This window comes from Pseudomonadota bacterium, assembly GCA_036141575.1.
Classification (GTDB): Bacteria; Pseudomonadota; Alphaproteobacteria; order UBA2136; family JAPKEQ01; genus JAPKEQ01.
In genome coordinates, this window is record JAYZXF010000018.1 from 12,754 (window position 1) to 30,343 (window position 17,590).

Annotated in this window: 18 protein-coding genes; all 18 read right to left on the reverse strand. The window is 44.4% G+C overall.

From position 1 onward, the window contains the following. Positions 1-61 precede the first annotated feature (61 nt). The 18 genes from VX730_09195 to VX730_09280 all read right to left on the reverse strand — a co-directional run bounded on the left by VX730_09195 (position 62) and on the right by VX730_09280 (position 17,526). Complete coding sequence (locus tag VX730_09195) at positions 62-1,192, reverse strand: ATPase, T2SS/T4P/T4SS family (GenBank protein MEC9292563.1); 1,131 nt, start codon at positions 1,190-1,192, stop codon at positions 62-64. 23 nt (positions 1,193-1,215) lie between these two features. After that, the gene (gene rapZ / locus VX730_09200) at positions 1,216-2,112 is read right to left on the reverse strand and encodes an RNase adapter RapZ (GenBank protein ID MEC9292564.1); all 897 of its coding nucleotides are present in this window, start codon (positions 2,110-2,112) and stop codon (positions 1,216-1,218) included. A gap of 91 nt (positions 2,113-2,203) precedes the next feature. Beyond that, on the reverse strand, positions 2,204-2,833 hold the full coding sequence (gene raiA, locus VX730_09205) for a ribosome-associated translation inhibitor RaiA (GenBank protein ID MEC9292565.1): 630 nt from the start codon (positions 2,831-2,833) through the stop codon (positions 2,204-2,206). Positions 2,834-3,019: 186 nt separating this feature from the next. Then, positions 3,020-4,450 (reverse strand): RNA polymerase factor sigma-54, encoded by a 1,431-nt coding sequence (gene rpoN, locus VX730_09210; GenBank protein ID MEC9292566.1) that lies wholly within the window; start codon positions 4,448-4,450, stop codon positions 3,020-3,022. A gap of 354 nt (positions 4,451-4,804) precedes the next feature. After that, positions 4,805-5,560 carry an LPS export ABC transporter ATP-binding protein gene (gene lptB / locus VX730_09215; GenBank protein MEC9292567.1) on the reverse strand — a complete coding sequence of 252 codons (756 nt, stop codon included), beginning with the start codon at positions 5,558-5,560 and terminating at the stop codon, positions 4,805-4,807. Further along, positions 5,560-6,027 (reverse strand): lipopolysaccharide transport periplasmic protein LptA, encoded by a 468-nt coding sequence (lptA, locus tag VX730_09220; protein MEC9292568.1) that lies wholly within the window; start codon positions 6,025-6,027, stop codon positions 5,560-5,562. The genes lptB and lptA overlap by 1 nt, the downstream gene beginning before the upstream one ends. Next, complete coding sequence (gene lptC / locus VX730_09225) at positions 6,024-6,650, reverse strand: LPS export ABC transporter periplasmic protein LptC (GenBank protein ID MEC9292569.1); 627 nt, start codon at positions 6,648-6,650, stop codon at positions 6,024-6,026. The genes lptA and lptC overlap by 4 nt, the downstream gene beginning before the upstream one ends. 14 nt (positions 6,651-6,664) lie before the next feature. Further along, positions 6,665-7,651, reverse strand: a complete 987-nt coding sequence (locus VX730_09230; protein ID MEC9292570.1) for a KpsF/GutQ family sugar-phosphate isomerase — start codon at positions 7,649-7,651, stop codon at positions 6,665-6,667. 23 nt (positions 7,652-7,674) lie between these two features. Beyond that, positions 7,675-8,298, reverse strand: a complete 624-nt coding sequence (locus VX730_09235) for a ribonuclease D (GenBank protein ID MEC9292571.1) — start codon at positions 8,296-8,298, stop codon at positions 7,675-7,677. A 128-nt stretch (positions 8,299-8,426) separates the two neighbouring features. After that, a complete protein-coding gene (locus VX730_09240; protein ID MEC9292572.1) occupies positions 8,427-9,575 on the reverse strand; it encodes a hypothetical protein in 1,149 nt (382 codons plus the stop codon). A 77-nt stretch (positions 9,576-9,652) separates the two neighbouring features. After that, a complete protein-coding gene (locus VX730_09245) occupies positions 9,653-11,344 on the reverse strand; it encodes an ABC transporter ATP-binding protein (protein MEC9292573.1) in 1,692 nt (563 codons plus the stop codon). 123 nt (positions 11,345-11,467) lie between these two features. Next, entirely contained in the window at positions 11,468-12,271 is an 804-nt protein-coding gene (locus tag VX730_09250; GenBank protein ID MEC9292574.1) for an undecaprenyl-diphosphate phosphatase, read from the reverse strand. A gap of 79 nt (positions 12,272-12,350) precedes the next feature. Continuing rightward, positions 12,351-12,683 (reverse strand): hypothetical protein, encoded by a 333-nt coding sequence (locus VX730_09255; protein MEC9292575.1) that lies wholly within the window; start codon positions 12,681-12,683, stop codon positions 12,351-12,353. A 15-nt stretch (positions 12,684-12,698) separates the two neighbouring features. Next, positions 12,699-13,265: a hypothetical protein gene (locus VX730_09260; protein ID MEC9292576.1), complete on the reverse strand. Its 567-nt coding sequence runs from the start codon at positions 13,263-13,265 to the stop codon at positions 12,699-12,701. 92 nt (positions 13,266-13,357) lie between these two features. Beyond that, positions 13,358-14,578 (reverse strand): pitrilysin family protein, encoded by a 1,221-nt coding sequence (locus VX730_09265; protein MEC9292577.1) that lies wholly within the window; start codon positions 14,576-14,578, stop codon positions 13,358-13,360. 28 nt (positions 14,579-14,606) lie between these two features. Further along, complete coding sequence (gene thrC, locus VX730_09270) at positions 14,607-15,998, reverse strand: threonine synthase (protein ID MEC9292578.1); 1,392 nt, start codon at positions 15,996-15,998, stop codon at positions 14,607-14,609. Positions 15,999-16,007: 9 nt separating this feature from the next. Next, a complete protein-coding gene (locus VX730_09275) occupies positions 16,008-16,364 on the reverse strand; it encodes a hypothetical protein (protein ID MEC9292579.1) in 357 nt (118 codons plus the stop codon). 43 nt (positions 16,365-16,407) lie between these two features. Next, positions 16,408-17,526, reverse strand: coding sequence for a cytochrome c oxidase subunit 3 (locus VX730_09280; GenBank protein ID MEC9292580.1), 1,119 nt, complete (start codon positions 17,524-17,526; stop codon positions 16,408-16,410). Between the last annotated feature and the right edge of the window lie 64 nt (positions 17,527-17,590).

The window sequence follows — 17,590 nt, forward strand, 5'->3', positions numbered from 1 at the left end:
TATAAATCAAAACCACCCTAACAGAGTAGGGTGGCTTATCAAGTATAAATCAGCTTTTAAACTATTTATTTGTCAGAGTTTTAAGGAGGTCAGCTCCAGACATTGTGGCTGGTTTTTCTTGTGGCCTCTCTACAGGTGTGACAGGAGCAGGTTGTGCTGCTGGCTGTTCTGTACTGTGACCATTTTCTTCTTCGTGTTCGGCGCTGTGGTCTGCAAAAGGTTCCGCAACACCATCTTCACCATCATACTTTTCAAGGTCACCTTCTTCAGCAAGGCATTGGAAGTAACCACGGACACCACCTTTAACGCGGTTGAGCTGGATTACACCGTAAATATCGCTCACCAACTGGCGGCGTAAAACGTTAATGGCAGATTCCATTGTGTCACCATTAAGAAGGACACGGTTAATAACGGCATCAATGGCACTCTTAGGGTCGTTGGCGTGAATGGTTGCCATAGAACCTGCGTGACCCGTGTTAATGGCACTACAGAATGTGAAAGCGTTCTCTTTACGAATCTCACCAAGCAGGATTCGGTCTGGACGCATACGGAGTGCAGCGTTAAGAAGGGCGTTAATGTCAGGAGCATTATCTTTTTTCTCACCACTGCTAAATGTTAGAGCAACCCAGTTATGTAGAGGAACTTTAAGTTCTCGAACATCCTCTAGAGTCAGAACACGTTCTTCTTTAGGCACATACTGTAAGATCACGTTCATGAAAGATGTTTTACCTGAGCCTGTACCCCCAGAGATCAGAAGTGTCTTGTGGTTCTGTACGGCATCAATAATGTCTTTTTTATCTTTTTCACTAAGCATGTAATCATCAATGGTGAACTCACGCTCGTTGAAAAGACGAATCGCCATAGAGAAACCCATCTGGTTTTGTTCACCAGCAACAACCTGTGCACGGTGACCTCCCGGGAGGCGGAATGATAGAATAGGGTTTTTAACGTTATAACTTTCGTTGTAACGGTCAGCAAACAAGCGAAGAATATCAAGAAGTGCAGCTTGAGTTAGCTCTGGCGTTTCAATACGCTCCCAATCACCGGCAAAGGTTTCGTAAATAGCCTCGCCAGGAGTATTGATGACTAGCTCTTTACGGCCTTTTGTGTTTTCTGGAGCAAGAAGGTTCATCAGTGGTTCTGCGAGCTTCTTCTCCGTAGGGCTCATTGCAAAATCGCCTTGTTTCGCCATGCGTTTTCTCTTTCTATTTTTGTTTATGACGCGTTCTTATGGGAAGCCTTAGGAGCGTCGTGTTTATGTTTATCAATATCTCTATGTCTTAGGGTGACACGGAAGCCTTTTTCTTTAAGAGCCTCTTCAACATTCATGGCCATTGTGACACTACGGTGAGCTCCACCAGTGCAGCCAATAGCGACAGTTGCATAAGGGCGGTCTAGTGTTTCAAAGATAGGAAGCTGGAATGCCAGGAGGTCTAAAATACGATCAGCTGTTGGGGTAAAGTTATCGTCAGTTTTTACGTAAGAGCGCACCTTTTCGCTTTCGCCTGTGTATGGCTTAAGGCTGGGTTCCCAATGGGGGTTTTTTAGGTGTCTTACATCAAAGACCATGTCCGCCATAGTGGGCATGCCATGCTTAAACCCGAAGCTGGTCACAAACACTTGCATATGGGTGTGTTGTGTATCATCAAACTGTGCTTCAAGAACACTCCAGAAGTTTGCTGGTGTAAAACCAGAGGTATCAATAGAGAACGTAGCTTTATCTTTGAGAGGGGCAAGGAGAGTTTCTTCTAGGGCAAGGCTTTCATCAATAGGGCGTCCCATAGCGAGTGGGTGGCGGCGACGGTTTGTTGAAAAGCGTTTAAGAAGTTCAGCAGGTGAAGCTGTGAGATACAGAATATCAACTTTAATATCTTTAAGATGATCTAGCTCTTCTGCAAAAGTGCTTGCATGTGTTTCCAGCTCTCTTGTGCGAACATCAACGCCAAGGGCCAGTTTGTCTGGCAGAGCTGATTGATCAGAAAGGAGTGGGGCCATGAGGGAGAGGGGCATATTATCAATACATTCAAAGCCCATATCCTCAAGGCATTTAAGTGCCTCAGACTTACCAGCACCAGACAGGCCTGTCACAATCACGATACGTTTTTGAGTCATATGATCTTTTTCTTCTTTTTATCCCTATCAAATTTTTATCCCTATCAAAAAGTATGCGGGGTAAAAACCCCGCACACAATATTTTTTCGGTTTAGCCAGCAGCCTGAAGCTGTTCTGTACCTTCCCTGTGTGGCTCAACCCACCCAATCGTGCCAGATGGCTCACGGTAAACTACGTTGAGGTCACCTGATTTCGGGTTTTGGAAGATGAAGAAGTTTGTGTGAAGCAAGTCCATCTGCATCACAGCTTCGTCCACTGTAAGGGTTTGAATATTACGTACATCTTTATGCTCAATCTTTGGCATAAACTCAGCAAACATGTCATCTGGGAAATCTTCTAGAGAAGACTCTTCAACTGTTTGGTGACGTAGAGAGATGGCTTGTGCCTGCTCTTCAATAGCAACCAGACGTTCGTTTTTCTCCATACGACGGTTCAGGTGCTTGTTCATGCGACCTTTGTACTTATCAATTTGTTTGAGCAGTTTGCTGCATGCATCGTCTGTTGCAAGGTAAAGGTCTGCGCCTTCACCTGCTGCGCGCATGTTAAGTCCGCTTGCAAAAAGCGTAATTTCAGACACAAATTTGTGACCATCTTTTTTAAGACTCACATCAGCTTCATGAATTTGGCTGAAAATGTTCGTCAGTTGAGAGAGTTTTTCCTCAATATGTGCTTTGAGTGTGTCACCTGTGTCAACGTGTAGTCCTGCGATAGATAGCTTCATTTGCTACTCTCCCTTTGTTTTTTATTTTACTAAAATTAGTATAGCGCAGCTTGTGCCCCATCTAAAGATTTATGGGGTGGTGCACCAATATTTTTTCCTTAAAAACCAACAAAAATTGCATACAGAAAACATCCTTAAAAAGCCTTACTTTTAAGGGGATGTTTACCTATTTAATTTGCTGATTTTTTAGAAACGGATGCGGCGCCCCGTTGTCGATGGAATGTTCATCGCTTCACGGTACTTGGCAACGGTACGACGAGCGACGTCGACACCTTCGCGTTTTAGCATGCCCACAAGCTTCTCATCGCTGAGAGGTTTGCGTGCGTCTTCATTATCAATTAGGCGCTTAATCATTTGTTTCACACTTTCAGAAGCCACGCCAACTTGGCCACCTGTTGTGTTGATTGCGCTTGAGAAAAAGTATTTGAGCTCAAATACACCCATTGGTGTTTGCATGTACTTGCCGTTTGTCACACGTGAAACTGTAGACTCGTGAACATCAACAAGTTCAGCAACATCTTTAAGGGTGAGGGGCTGAAGGTACTCAGGACCAAACTCGAAGAAATCTTTTTGTTTTTCTAGAATAGCGCCTGCCACCTTATGGATTGTACGCGCGCGTTGCTCTAGGCTTTTCATGAGCCATTGGGCACGGCTCATGCGTTCGTTAATAAATTGTTTTTCTTCAGTGTTCTTTGTTGAGAATCCACCATTGACAAGAACCTTAGGCATCGCTTCAGCATTAAGCTCTTGCATCCATTCACCTTTTTCGTTCTTACGAATAATCACATCTGGGATGACATTTGAAGCGTTATCGCTGCCGTATTTCAGGCCTGGTTTAGGGTTGAGTGTTGTAATCGAAGCAATGAGTTCTTCAATTTGATCATGAGAAACCCCTGCCATTTTGGCAAGTTTACCAAATTCTTTGCGGGCCAAAACTTCAAGGTTATCAAGGATAACATCATGGGCTTCACTGTAGAGGCCTTCGCTTACAAGTTGAAGCTTCAGGCACTCTGCAAGGCTTCTTGCGCCTACGCCAGCTGGCTCAAATGTTTGGATCATAGAAAGAACCTGAGTGATCTGGTGTTCTTTTAATTTGAGGCGTTCTGCCATTTGTTTGGCATCTGCTTGCAAGTAGCCAGCATCGTCAATGGCATCAATCAGGTAGTGTCCGATAAAGAGTTGAACAGGATCGTTTACGGCTTCACCAAGTTGTGTTGTCAGGTGATCCTTAAGTGTAAGCTCTTTTGTAGCTGTATTTTCCCAGTAGCTATCATCTGTATCATTAAAAGATCCACCAGAAGAACTTGCTCCCATACTTGGGCTTTCATACATGTTGTCCCATGAGTGATCAAGCGCAAGGCTCTCATCATTATCGCTCATAGAGGTGTTTTCAAGGTGATCTGCTGTGTCAGTTGTTTTTGTTTCAAACTCAGCAGAAGACTCAACTTCTGTCACGCCATCATCTTTTTGAAGGAAAGGATTTTCGAGAATTTCTGAATCAATAAACTCGTTCAGGTCAACCATAGGCATCTGCAAAAGCTTAATTGCCATCTGCAATTGCGGCGTCATAACCAGGCCTTGGCCAAGTTTGATATCTAGCTTCTGTGTAAGTGCCATGATTCTTCCCCTATTTGATTGTATTATACGCTAAAGAGGCGCAGTGCTCTATATTCTATGGGAAGATAGCCAAGGGAATTGTGCTTAAAAAATCACAACTTACGAAAATCAAGGGGTTAAGAGGAGGTTTTTCCTGACATGTTTGGCATATTTTTTGCATATTGTCAGAAAATCAATCATAAGCGGCTCTCCTGACAGTACGAATTATCCAATCAATACTTTATATGGGCGATTATTTAGTTTTCTCATCGCTTAAGTACGCTTTGCTTATACTTTACACTCTTCTAAAAATAAATTTTCATCCCATAGCGCCCTTTTTAGGGCTTAAATGTATTCTTGAATAATTCGGTAAAGCTAAGAAAGCTTAAAGTCCTCACCAAGGTAGACTTTACGTACACTTTCGTTGTTTACGATGTCTTCAGGTGTGCCTTCCATAATCACACGGCCTTCATGAAGAATATACGCACGATCTACAATGCTGAGCGTTTCGCGTACGTTATGATCGGTAATGAGAACACCAATACCACGTGTTTTCAGATCAGACACAAGCGCTCGAATATCACCAATGGCAATTGGATCGATCCCCGCAAAAGGTTCATCAAGGAGAATATATGTTGGGTTAGATGCAAGGCCGCGGGCAATTTCAACCCGACGACGCTCACCACCCGACAAGGCAACAGCTGGTGCATGACGAATGCGACCAAGGCCAAAATCTTGTAGGAGTTGTTCAAGGCGGTTTTGAACCCAAACCTTATCTTTGCTCATGACTTGAAGAATGGCGCGAATGTTATCTTCAACGCTCATGCCTCTAAAAATAGATGGTTCTTGAGGAAGGTAACCAAGACCTTGACGGGCACGTTTATAAACAGGCCAGTCTGTTACGTCCTTGCTGTCCATCGTAATTTCACCAGAATCAACAGTGTTAAGACCTGCAACAGCATAAAACGTAGATGTTTTACCTGCGCCGTTAGGGCCTAGGAGGGCTACAACTTCACCACGGCTGACATGTAGCGATACATCGTTAAGAATTGTACGCTTTTTGATAACTTTTTTGAGGCCTCTCGCTACAAGACCTGCATCAGTTTGTGATGGTTGTGCTTTTTTGTTCATTATTCCCCGAGTGTAAAAGAGCCTTTAACGCGTCCAGACTCTGTTCCTTTTAGATTGATGTCCCCTGTCTCTAAGTTATAGGAGAGTGCGCTTCCTTTCAAGGCGTTTTGTCCCTGAAGCAGCACAACGTCACCAGTAAGGGTTATAACAGATGATGTTGGGTTATAGATAGCTTTTTTACCTGAAGCTGTCGTCTCATCATAAAGAATTGTTACGTTACCCTCAGCAACAATAGAGCGGAAATCATTCTCGTCTCCATCAAAATGCGCCTTAATATGATCAGCACCAATTGTGATTCTGCCTTGTGAAATCTTGACGTTACCTGTGAAATTGGCAACTTTATAGGTTTGAGAAACGTGAAGTTTATCCGCTTCAATATTGATCTTTTCTTTTGTAAGGCCTTTTTCTTCAGCGTGAAGAGTTGTAGGCAAGCTGAGGAGTAAAGTTAGGGCTAAGATTGTTTTCATTTTTTAATAAAGCCTCCTTTTTTCATATCCCAAAGAGAGGGGTCAATCGTGACTTGGATGTTACGAAGTTCGATTTCTTTGCCGTGATTGCTGGCAATAAGCTGGTCAGAAAGTAGGGACATACCAATACCGCTCATACTCAGAGGGCCAACCGTTTCAATTTCTCTATCTTTAATATTGCCAGTGATGCCTTCTGTTTTAAGAGTATAGCCATAACCAAGAACAGCAACGCTACCTGTTAGAGCAATGTCTTGTGTAATAGGGTTGAAGTGGCCTGACCTTGCATCAATTTCAATATGGCCACCGGTTGAAAGAGAAAGAAGCGCTTTAATGGCTTGTAGGCCAATATCGCTTTGGTTTTCATCTTCTGTGTGAGTCGCACTTTCCGCTTGGATATCCCATGAGCGGCCATCAGCATCCTCACCTGTATAGCGAGGAGACATCATTTTAGTTTCCCCTACGGCTTCTTGGATATCATCTGAGGTGAAAGAGCGTTTTTCGGCAGCAGGATCAAACTGAATGCGCTCAATATCATCATTACCACCCGTTGTGAACAGCAGCACAGTTGCAAGGCCTGCAAGGCCAATAAGTGCAACTTTAATAAACCAAATACGGTTGTTCACGGAAGTATCCTAACTTAGATAACGCCAGCTTGTAGGCAGTGGTGAATGTGAATCAGGCCTTTAACCTTGTTCTCGCTGTCCACAACAAAAATAGCTGTTTTGTTTGGTGGAGACGTCATCAGCTTTACAGCTTCAACAGCAAGGGCTTCATCCGAAATTGTGATTGGTGAAGGTGTCATAACATCTTCAACAGTCTTTTCAAGAAGGCCTTCACCCATGTGACGTTTCAAATCACCATCTGTAATCATACCTTTCAGAGTGCCAGTTGTATCAATGATACCTACACCGCCAAGGTTCTTTTCTGTCATCTCAAGCAGAGCGTCTGCCATAGATGTGTTTTCATCAACAAGAGGTAGATCTTTACCTGTCGCCATAATGTCGCGTACAGAAAGCATTTGGCTACCAAGTTTTCCACCAGGGTGGAACTTATGGAAATCTTCAGCTTCAAAACCTTTGCGGTGCATCACAGTAATCGCTAGAGCGTCACCGAGTGCCATTGTCGCTGTTGTTGATGTGCTCGGTGCCTTACCAACAGGGCAAGCTTCGCCGCTAATATGTGTGTTGAGGATAATATCAGAGGCTTTAGCCAGTGTAGACTCAGGCTTACTGACCATGCAAATAAGAGGCACACTGTAACGCTTGCAGTAATGAATCATATCACTGAGTTCTTTTGTTTCGCCGCTATTGCTAAGCGCAATAACAGCATCTTCTTCTGTAATCATACCAAGGTCACCATGGCTGGCTTCAGCTGGGTGAACAAAGAAACAAGGTGTACCTGTGCTGGCAAATGTTGCAGCCATTTTGTTACCAACATGGCCAGATTTACCAATACCAGTAATCACCACACGACCTTTTAGGTTTTCAAGACATTCAACAGCTTTTTTAAAACTGTCATCTAGCATGTCTGCAAGGTGTGTAAGGGCTTGTGCTTCTTCGTTTAGGACACGCTTCGCTTCGTCCAGTGAAACTTCAGAAGATTGTTTAAGGGCAACGACGTTCATAATGTGACTCTCAATACTTTAAATTAACGGTGCGAGAAAATATCTGCTTCTTCCCAACCACCAAGGTCGAGTTGAGCGCGCACAGGGAGATAGTTAAATGACGCATCGGCCAGTTCAACACGATCAAGCTCTTTGAGTTTTTCATCAAAGTAAATTTTAAGCTGGTGAAGGTAAATCACGTCACTTGCAGCGTAATGCTTTTGGCTTTCTGTAAGCTCAGGCGCTGACCAGTCGCTGCACTGCTCGCCCTTATCCATGTTTGTGCCAACAATTTGACCAACAAGAGCCTTAAGGCCGTGGCGGTCTGTGTAAGTGCGTACAAGTTTAGAAGCAATTTTGGTGCAGTATACTTTTTCAGTCATGACACCAAGGTAATGCTTCATTACGGCAATATCAAAACGGCCGTAATGGAAAATCTTTAGAATTTTAGGGTTTTGAAGAAGAGCTTTTAGGTTTGGTGCATCGTAGTTTGTGCCATCAAACTTAATGAGCCATACGTTACCTTCACCATCACCTACTTGAACAAGGCAAAGGCGGTCACGCTTAATGTTCAGGCCAAGCGTCTCTGTATCGACAGCTGCAATGCCATTATTAAAAACTACGCCATCAGGTAGGTCACCGTGGCATTCTACAATGTTTACACTCATTTCAAATATTTCTTTCTTGTGTGACACAATAAGTTTGTTTCTGGAGTTTAGGGACTCTTTTGAGGTTTTTCAAGGGGAAAGGCAAGAAAAAGCCCGCGCAAATGCGCAGGCTTTCTCGGGAGTTCGATTTAGCTGTCTACCAGACTGTTTTTGTACTCATTCAGAGCACGAAGCAGCCCTCGGGTTTGGTGTTCACACATGGTGCCTTCAAATACGAAGTAATCCAGGAAGTTTTCAGTGATATGGATCACATCTTCAAGCATGTGAATTTCAGCTGTTATGTTGCCGTTAGCAGCGACCGTGATGGTATTGATCAAGCCGTTGACATCATAGATGAGCGGGTGCATAGAGTCGTAGTGATTCGCATGCAGCTCCACATGTGCCATTTGGCGTTCATTGGAGTAAATGATCAGTGCTGCGTCTGAAACGGGAGTACCAGAATAAACATCCACAAACAGGTTATCTTTCTTGGACTTTCCAACTGTCCACTCTGCAATCGCTTGGCTGAGAGAGCATCCAAAAAAGCCATGGGCTTCACTCTCAACAACATAGATGCTTGCACCTTCATCCTCAATGGCTTCACTGACGGTATCACAAAGGAAATCAGCAATTTTGACATCAAGGAGTTCGGTGTTTTCAAGGCCGTTAGGCAGCATGCTTCCTGCAGCTTCTTCGGCTTTTGCACCTGGGTAGGCCATATCAACAAAAGCGCAGATGCTTTTGATGTCGCTGAGAACTTTGTTGCTCACGCCCTCTTTTTTCCAAGTGAGGGATGCAAACGTTTTGATTTTCTCAATTTCACTGCGAACAGAGAAAGCATCAATCATCTTGCTGACGATTTCGGCTGCATTGGGCAGAACGTTATCACGAATTGTTGTGAACTCTGTCAGGTGCAAGCGCCCCCACAGGAGGTTGTTGACAAGTGTTAGGCCGCCGTGGCTAAACGTCAACATACGCATGCCGTTATCAAAGATCACAAAATCCAGTGTGACGGAGTCTTCCTCGTCAAGGTAGAGCTGCAGGCTACTGCCTTCAAGAAGGTCGCCGTGAAAGTTATAACGAACTTTAGGAGCAAAGTTGAATTGCAGACCTATGAAAGGGTTTTCCTCCAAAGAGGTCAGAAAGCTGCCAAGTACAGGGCCAAAATCTTTGAAATTTTTGGTTTTGTACAAGGTGTCTACGTATTCTCCTTCAATGTCGCCATTAAAGGTTTCCGCATAGAACTCTACAGAGCTGATGAGAGCATCAACTTGAGTTTTCGTAAGTTGTTTGTTCATGTAGAACTCCTAGAAAAAGAACGGAAGAGATGTAATAAGTTCTGGGAACTTAACAAAAACCGCTAAAAACGTCTAGGTTATTCTGGTAAAAAACCGCCCGCTTGCATGCTCCAAAGCTTAGCGTAATGGCCTTTTTTGTTCAGGAGTTCTTTATGAGAACCATCTTCAATAATCTCACCATTATCAAACACAAGGATACGATCCATGTTGGCAATAGTTGAAAGACGGTGAGCAACTACCACAACCGTTTTATCTTCCATGAGGGTATTGAGGCTATCTTGGATATCTTTCTCTGTCACACTATCAAGGCTTGATGTGGCTTCATCCATAATCAGGACAGGTGCGTTTCTAATGAAGGCACGAGCAATGGCAATACGCTGCCTTTGGCCACCAGAGAGTTTAATGCCACGCTCACCTACAAGGGCATTGTAACCTTCAGGCGTTCGCTCAATAAAGTCATGGGCTTTAGCAAGCTTTGCAGCTTCAATCACTTCTTCGTCTGTCGCATCTAGGCGGCCGTAACGAATATTTTCCATCAGCGAGCGGTGGAAGAGGATAGGGTCTTGAGGAATCATCGCAATACCTTCACGCAAACTATCTTGCGTGTGAGTGCTCACATTTTGTCCATCAATTTTAACCGCACCACTGTTTGCTTCAAAGAAGCGAAGAATCAGGTTAACAAAGGTACTCTTACCTGCGCCAGAAAACCCAACCAGACCGACTTTTTGACCTGCAGGGATTTTAACATTTAGGCAATTAAAGACTTTTTGGCCATCTGTGTAAGAGAAGCACACATCATCAAAGTCAATTTCACCTTTTGTAACTGTCATGGCTTTTGCTTCTTGTGTATCTATAACTTCGTGCGGTTGAACAATAATATTTACGCCGTCGTTGATGTTTCCAAGGTATTCAAAGAATTCAAGGAAGCGGCGTGCAAGGCCACGTGCTTGTTCAATAAGCATGAGGGCAAGGCTCATGACCATGGCAAACTCACCAACAGTAATTTCGCCTTTTGTCCAAACATTCAGGGCTGTTAGCATCATCAGGATCATAAGGCCAAGAGCTGCGGTAAACTGGAACCAACGCATGATTTCCATAAACCAGAATTGGCGACGGGCCATCTTTACTTCGTATGTGAGGTGTTCATCAAGGTTTTTACGCTCGTAACCCATGTGCGCAAACATACGTGTGTTCATGATGTTGGTGACAGCATCTACAATTTTACCGCTCACCGCACTGCGGGCAGAGGCAAAATCTTTGGCGTATTTGCGGCATTTGCTGGCAAGGATAAATGATACAAAAATGTAAACAGAGATCCAGCTGGCAAGGGCGACCGCGAGAGATTCATGTGCGCCATAAAGTAGCGTAAGTGAAACTGCGAACGTAATTGTGATAGGTAGGAAATCAAACATGATGGTCCAAAGCAGGTGGTTTACACTCATAGAGACTTCAGCAACGCGGTTTGCTAGAGCACCAGCAAAGTTACCCATAAAGTAACGTTGTGAATGGTTTTGCAAGTAATGGTAAAGGGTTGCACGAACACGTTTACGTAGTGCTGGGGCAAGAATAACAAGCACCGTACCACTTGTACGGCTAAAGAGAAGTACACCAATGTTAAGGCCAATAAAGAGCGTGATTGGGTCTTTAAATGTTTCCCACATGGTGCCAGCCATCTGGCCATCTAGAGCCGTTGCTGTATCAATAATAGTCTTGATGGCATATGGCAAAAGAATACCGCAAGCGGCTTGGCCAACTTCTAAGAAAATCATGATAAATAGGAACCATTTATATTGGCCCAAGAAATACGTTACAAACCGAAAAGGATTAGACGGCAGACGAGGCGCCCCTGGCGCGATAGTGTGTGTAAGTTCTTTTTGCATACATGTATGCTACTACAAATAAAGCCAGCCGAGGAGAAAAATTCCAAGTGTGATGCGGTAGAGCACAAATGGCAGGAAACCAATACGGTTTACAAATCGCATGAGAAGGCCAATAGCAATGTAAGCTGTGATGAAGGAAAGCACAGCACCTGCAATAAGGTGAGAGGACTCAGCATGATTGCTAACCAATCCATCACTTGTTATAGCACTTAAAATGGCAAGCGTTGTAAGGACACCAATCACAGGAATCGCCATAAGCATAGAGAAGTGCGCGCTTTCTGTACGTGAAAGACCGAGGAAACGACCTGCTGTCATTGTGATACCACTTCTTGATGTTCCTGGAATGAGGGCAACTGCTTGGAAGAGGCCAAAAACAAAAGCATCTTTATGAGAGATATCTGTTTTATCACTTTTCTTTTTATCTGCAATCCAAAGCAATACGCCAAAACCAATGCTTGCGAGAGCAATGGGCAAAATACCGCGGAGGTCTTGCTCAATGAGATCTTTTAGAAGGGCAGCACAAATAAGAAGAGGGATAGTCGCAATAGAGAGTTTAATGAAGAGTTTACTGTTATCATGAGAGAGCTTACCCAATAGAGTATGCTTTATACCGCTAAGCATACGCAGCGTATCTGATTTGAAATAGAGCATCACTGCGCCAAGTGTTCCAAGGTGCACAGAGAGATCAAAAAGAATACCTTGCTCTAACCATCCAGTTATTTCAGGCACCACGATAAGGTGTGCACTGCTAGAGATTGGCAAAAACTCTGTAATGCCTTGAACCACACTGAGGATAAAAACTTGTAACCATTCCATAATGGCTAGCATAGGCGTTTCTTCTTCAAATGGCAAAAAAAAGCAGCCCTCCATTTCTGGAGGGCAACTTTTATCGACTTTAGATAACCAAAGAGATGACCGTGGCAACAATTGCAGCAACGGCACCTGCGCCGATGGCACCAAGAATGATGTATCTGCGAATCTTGGCACGGGCGCGTCTTTTGACTTCACCTGCGGCAAGGTCAGCAGCAGCACCAACCAATGGGGCAGCATTTTTGGCCGCTTCTACAGCGCCTCTGGCAACCTTGCCGGCAGCACCTTTTGCTGCTTCCCTAACTTTAGGGCTAGCAGCAACTTGGCCAGCTTTTTTGGCGCCACCTTTGACAACCTTACCAGCAGCGCCAGCAGCACCACCGATAATTTTTTTGAGGAATTTTCCAGGTTTAGGCATAAGGCCTCCTTGGGGTTATTGCAGGAAGGACAACAGACCGCCAAACTCAGAGAGTAAGCCGATGCCGTCGAGAATGTCTGCGAAGGGATTAGGGATGAAAACCAGCAGTGCCAGCATGACCACCAACATGATGAAATCATCATCTTGCAGGTCATTCAGGAAGTCGCCGAAAACTTGGCTGCCATGTTGTTCAGCAAACTTGAGTAAGCCGCCGCGAAGCGGGTCAGCATCCAAGCGTGCGCGCAACAGCATTGCAGCTGCGGAAATCGCAGGGCCAACCAGAGGGGTTTCGTCTTGGAATTTCCGCAGCTTTTTGTACATCTCTGGCAGGGTATTCAACACGTCTTGAGTGTTGGGCACGTCCGGTAGCATGTTTTTGCAACTGGTTGCAAAACTGCTGATGGTTTCAGTTGGGATGTTATTGGTCAATGTGTCGACCACGTTGATATTGGTCACAGCGCCTGCAGCTTTGCCAGCAACATCACTTGCTGTATCAGCTGCTTTACCTACAGCATCTGTGGCTGTATCAGCAACTTTACCGGCAGCGTCTTTTGCAAGATCTGTCAGCTTTTTTCCAAACATTTGGAGTCCTTTCGAGAGGAGAAAGAGGGACATTGAAGATAATAATCCCCTCCAGATATAGAGGGGATTGTATTCAATTTCAAGGGAAAAGTTTAAGAAACAGCTCCAAGAAGTGAAAGTGTTTCAGGTGTGCTGAGCACTTTTTGGGCCTGTGCTTTCGCATCTTCCATTGTTACGCTTTCAATGGCTTTTAAAACTTCATCCAGCTCGCGGTAGCGATCAAAGACAAAATAGCTCGATGCAATGCGGTTCATACGAGCTTCAGTACTTTCAAGGCCCATGCGCAGACCAGAGCTCATTTGAGTCTTGGCGCGGTTGAAAGCATCTTCTGAAAGGTTGTGAGCTTGATCGTTCAAAACGTCACGCGTAACTTTGAGAACTTCATCTACACCATCTTCACCGCAACCTGCATAGACACCAAAGATACCTGTATCGCTAAAGCTGCTATTGAATGAGTAGACGCTGTAAACAAGGCCGCGCTTCTCACGTATTTCTTGGAAAAGCGGAGAGGCCATACCGCCACCTACAGCATTACTCCAAATATCAAGAGCAAGACACTCTGGGGTGCCGCGTTTCAAGCTTTGGTAACCGAGAAGAACGTTGGCTTGTTCAAGGTCTCGGCGTTCAACATGTTTACCGCCTTTATACAGGCCTGCTTCTGAAACAGATTTTTGCCCCCCAGTAACGCCGTTGAAGCTGCTTTCTAAAAGAGCAAAGAGCTCTTTAGGTTCTACGTTACCTGCTACAGAGATCATCATGTTGCCAGTGTGGTAATGCTCTTTTACAAAGTTTTGAAAATCAGCACGCTGCATGTTTGAAACGGTTTCAACTGTGCCAAGGATATCGCGACCAAGAGGTTGATCTGGGAAGGCTTGGTGCTGGAAGTTATCAAATACCGCGTCGTCAGGTGTATCGTTACACATGCCAATCTCTTGTAGGATGACACCGCGTTCGCGTTCAATTTCTTCCTGAACGAACGTGCTACGAAGCATAATGTCAGAGAGGATATCAATTGCAAGCGGCAGGTGCTCTTTAAGAAGACGAATGTAATACGCAGTAGATTCACGGCTAGTGAAGGCATTCATGTAACCGCCAACATCTTCAATCTCACGAGAGATATCTTCTGCGCTGCGATTTGTAGTGCCTTTAAATGCCATATGTTCAAGAAAGTGCGCAATACCGTTTTGCTTAAGTGCGCTTTCAAAGCGAGAGCCAACAGCGGTGTAAACGCCAATGCTAACAGTTTCTACATGTGGAATAACATCACAGCCAACACGAAGGCCGTTAGAAAGGGTGTGTGCGTGAAAGGTCATAAGACTCCTCTCTCTCTCTTTAAATTGTTTAGCGGTAACGCTCTAGAATATACTTTTTCACCACTTCAACATCGTTTGGAAGTGTTTCGTAAATTTCTTCTTTATCCATCAGGTCTTCCATGTGAGAAGGAAGAATTGGGATGGCGCCAGTTGCGCGTTCAACCGCTGATGGGAACTTGGCGGGATGTGCTGTAGAAAGAACAACCATAGGTTTAAGCCCAGGTTTTGCTTCAGCGGCACACATACCCACAGCTGTGTGTGGATCAATTGTGATTTGGCGCAAGATATCAGATGATGACATTTGCTTCAGGACATCAATCTCAGTGGCTGAGAAAGCATCAAAGATACTACGAGCATCTTCAAGCTCTTGAGAGTTGATATCTTCAAGAGAGCCTGACTGACGGAATTCTTCCATGGCTGATTTAGTACGCTCAGGCATTTTACCGTAGAGGTCAAATAGGAAGCGTTCAAAGTTTGAGGCAACAAGGATGTCCATGCTCGGGCTTGAAGTGGGCTGAACCTTCTTCATGCTGTAATCACCTTCAGTGATGAAACGTGTGAGAATGTCATTGCTGTTGTTGGCAATAACCAAGCGCTCAACAGGAAGGCCACATTGCATGGCAACGTAACCTGCATAGATGTCACCAAAGTTACCTGTTGGGACACTAAAGCTGAGGCGCTTATCTTGAATAAAGGTACGAAGCCTTGACCATGCAAAAAAGTAGTAAACCACTTGTGGTAGAATGCGGGCCCAACTGATAGAGTTCACAGCTGTTGCGTTAACCTTTTCCTTGAAGTCTTCTTGGTTAAAAAGGGCTTTTACGATGTCTTGGCAGTCGTCAAACGTGCCTTCAATGGCAATCGGGAAAACGTTCTTTGCTTCACATGTTGTCATTTGGCGTTGTTGAATGGCGCTCGTTCTGTTCTTTGGGAACAGCATAAACGTTTTGGCGCGCTCAACATGTTTAAGGCCTTCAATTGCTGCGGGGCCAGTATCACCTGACGTCGCACCAATAACTGTGGCATTCACGTCATTATTATCGAGGGTGTAGTCAATCATTTGCCCAAGAAGTTGTAGAGCAATATCTTTAAATGCGAGTGTTGGGCCGTGGTAAAGCTCGAGGAGCCATGTATCATCACCAAGTTGGTTCAGAGGTGCTACATCTTCATCTGCAAAATTAGCGTAAGCTTTTTTAAGCATGCGCCTAAAGGTTTCGCGCGGGATGCTGTTACCAATAAATGGCGACATAATCACTTCAGCAACTTCCTCATAAGACAGGTACGTCAGCTCTTCCATTTTATCGAATGGGATTTTTGGATAGTGTGTTGGAACATATAGGCCGCCGTCAGGTGCGAGGCCGTCTAGAATCGTTCTTTCAAATGAAACTGGCCCAAAGCCACGTGTACTAATGTATTCCAATAAGGACTCTTATCTACTAATTGTTTTTAAAAAGTGTGTCAGGTTGCTTGTGATCATAACGGCTGTTACAAGAATAAGAACCATCCATGCCTGCTCTTTGTTTTGAAGGGCTGTGATCTTTTCTCCAAGGTATTCACCTGCAAAGTAATAGGTAATGCAAAGCAATGTTGCAAAGAGTGTAATGAACATGTAGCCCAGAGTTAGCATAGTGTGGAACCACACTGGCATGAACGTTAGGTTCATTGAGATGATTGGTAAGATAAATAACCAGATCCATCCCAGTGAGATAAAGAAGTACACAAACAGCAGAACCGCAAAGAGTACGGATGAGAGTAGTAATCTAAGTCTGGCAGCTGCTGAAAGCATATTTTCTAAACACCTATTATTCTTAAAGGCTTATGTCTGGCTCCTATAGAAGGTAAACAAACAGGAAAAGTCCAATCCATACTACATCCACAAAGTGCCAGTACCAAGCAGACGCTTCAAAGTAAAAGTGGTGCTTGTCTGTAAAGTCACCTTTGTACATACGTAGAAGCACAGCGAGGAGCATCAACGTACCAAGGAGGACATGGAAACCGTGGAAACCTGTTAGCATGTAGAAGAGTGAGCCATATACACCGCTGCTCATTGTAAATGCAGCATGGCCGTACTCATACATTTGGCAGAATAGGAAAATAAAGCCAAGGTTCACAGTTAGCAGAAGTGCAAACTTTGCTGTTTCGTACTCTCTGTGTAGAAGCGCGTGGTGTGCCCATGTTACTGTTACACCTGAAGTGAGTAGCAGGAGCGTGTTAATTGTAGGCAAAGCAATGTGTAGTGTTTCAATGTTTTCTGGAGGCCATACAGGGTTAAAGCTTCTTAGGAAGAAGAACGCTGCAAAAAAGGCCGCGAAGAACATGATTTCTGAAACAATAAAGAAGATCATACCGTAGCGGTTAGCAAGGTCTAGAACGTAAGGAACCTTTTTAAAGCCACGCGCTCGGCTTTCTACAATTAGCTTGAGGAACCATTTCATAGCGGCTGCAAATGTAAGAGCGCCACCAACAATCATAAGAGCTTTAGCAATGCTGATTGGTGTCTTCATATCTTTAAGCTCTACGCCAGATGTGTAAACCACTGCATAAGCAAGAACAGCAACAATAGCACCAAGGAAGGCAAGCTTTGTATTCTCTGACTTAAGGGCGTTTTTGATCCAAGTGAGTTTACCAAGACCAAGAACGGCAAATGCTGAGTACTGTAGAGGCAGTGCATAGTCACCAGCAAAAGCATTACCATTTAGGAATACACCTGTGTAGTAAAGAAGGGCTGCCGCACCTGCTGTCAGCATAAAGAGTCCACCACCAAAGAAAGAGGCAACAGAAACGCCGGCAACAACTGTTGCCATAAGCGCCATGAAAAGAAGAGGAGTACCAGGGTGCAAAAGAGCGATAAGGCCAAATACAAGGAACCCTACGCCGAGGCATGAGAGTGGTGGCCAAATGTTATTACCTGGGATAAAAAAGTCGTGATCTTGTGCCTGTCCAGCCATGAAATACATCCTATTTTTCACATATGTTTTAAAGAGCCTTTTTAGGCTTATATGCATTTTTACC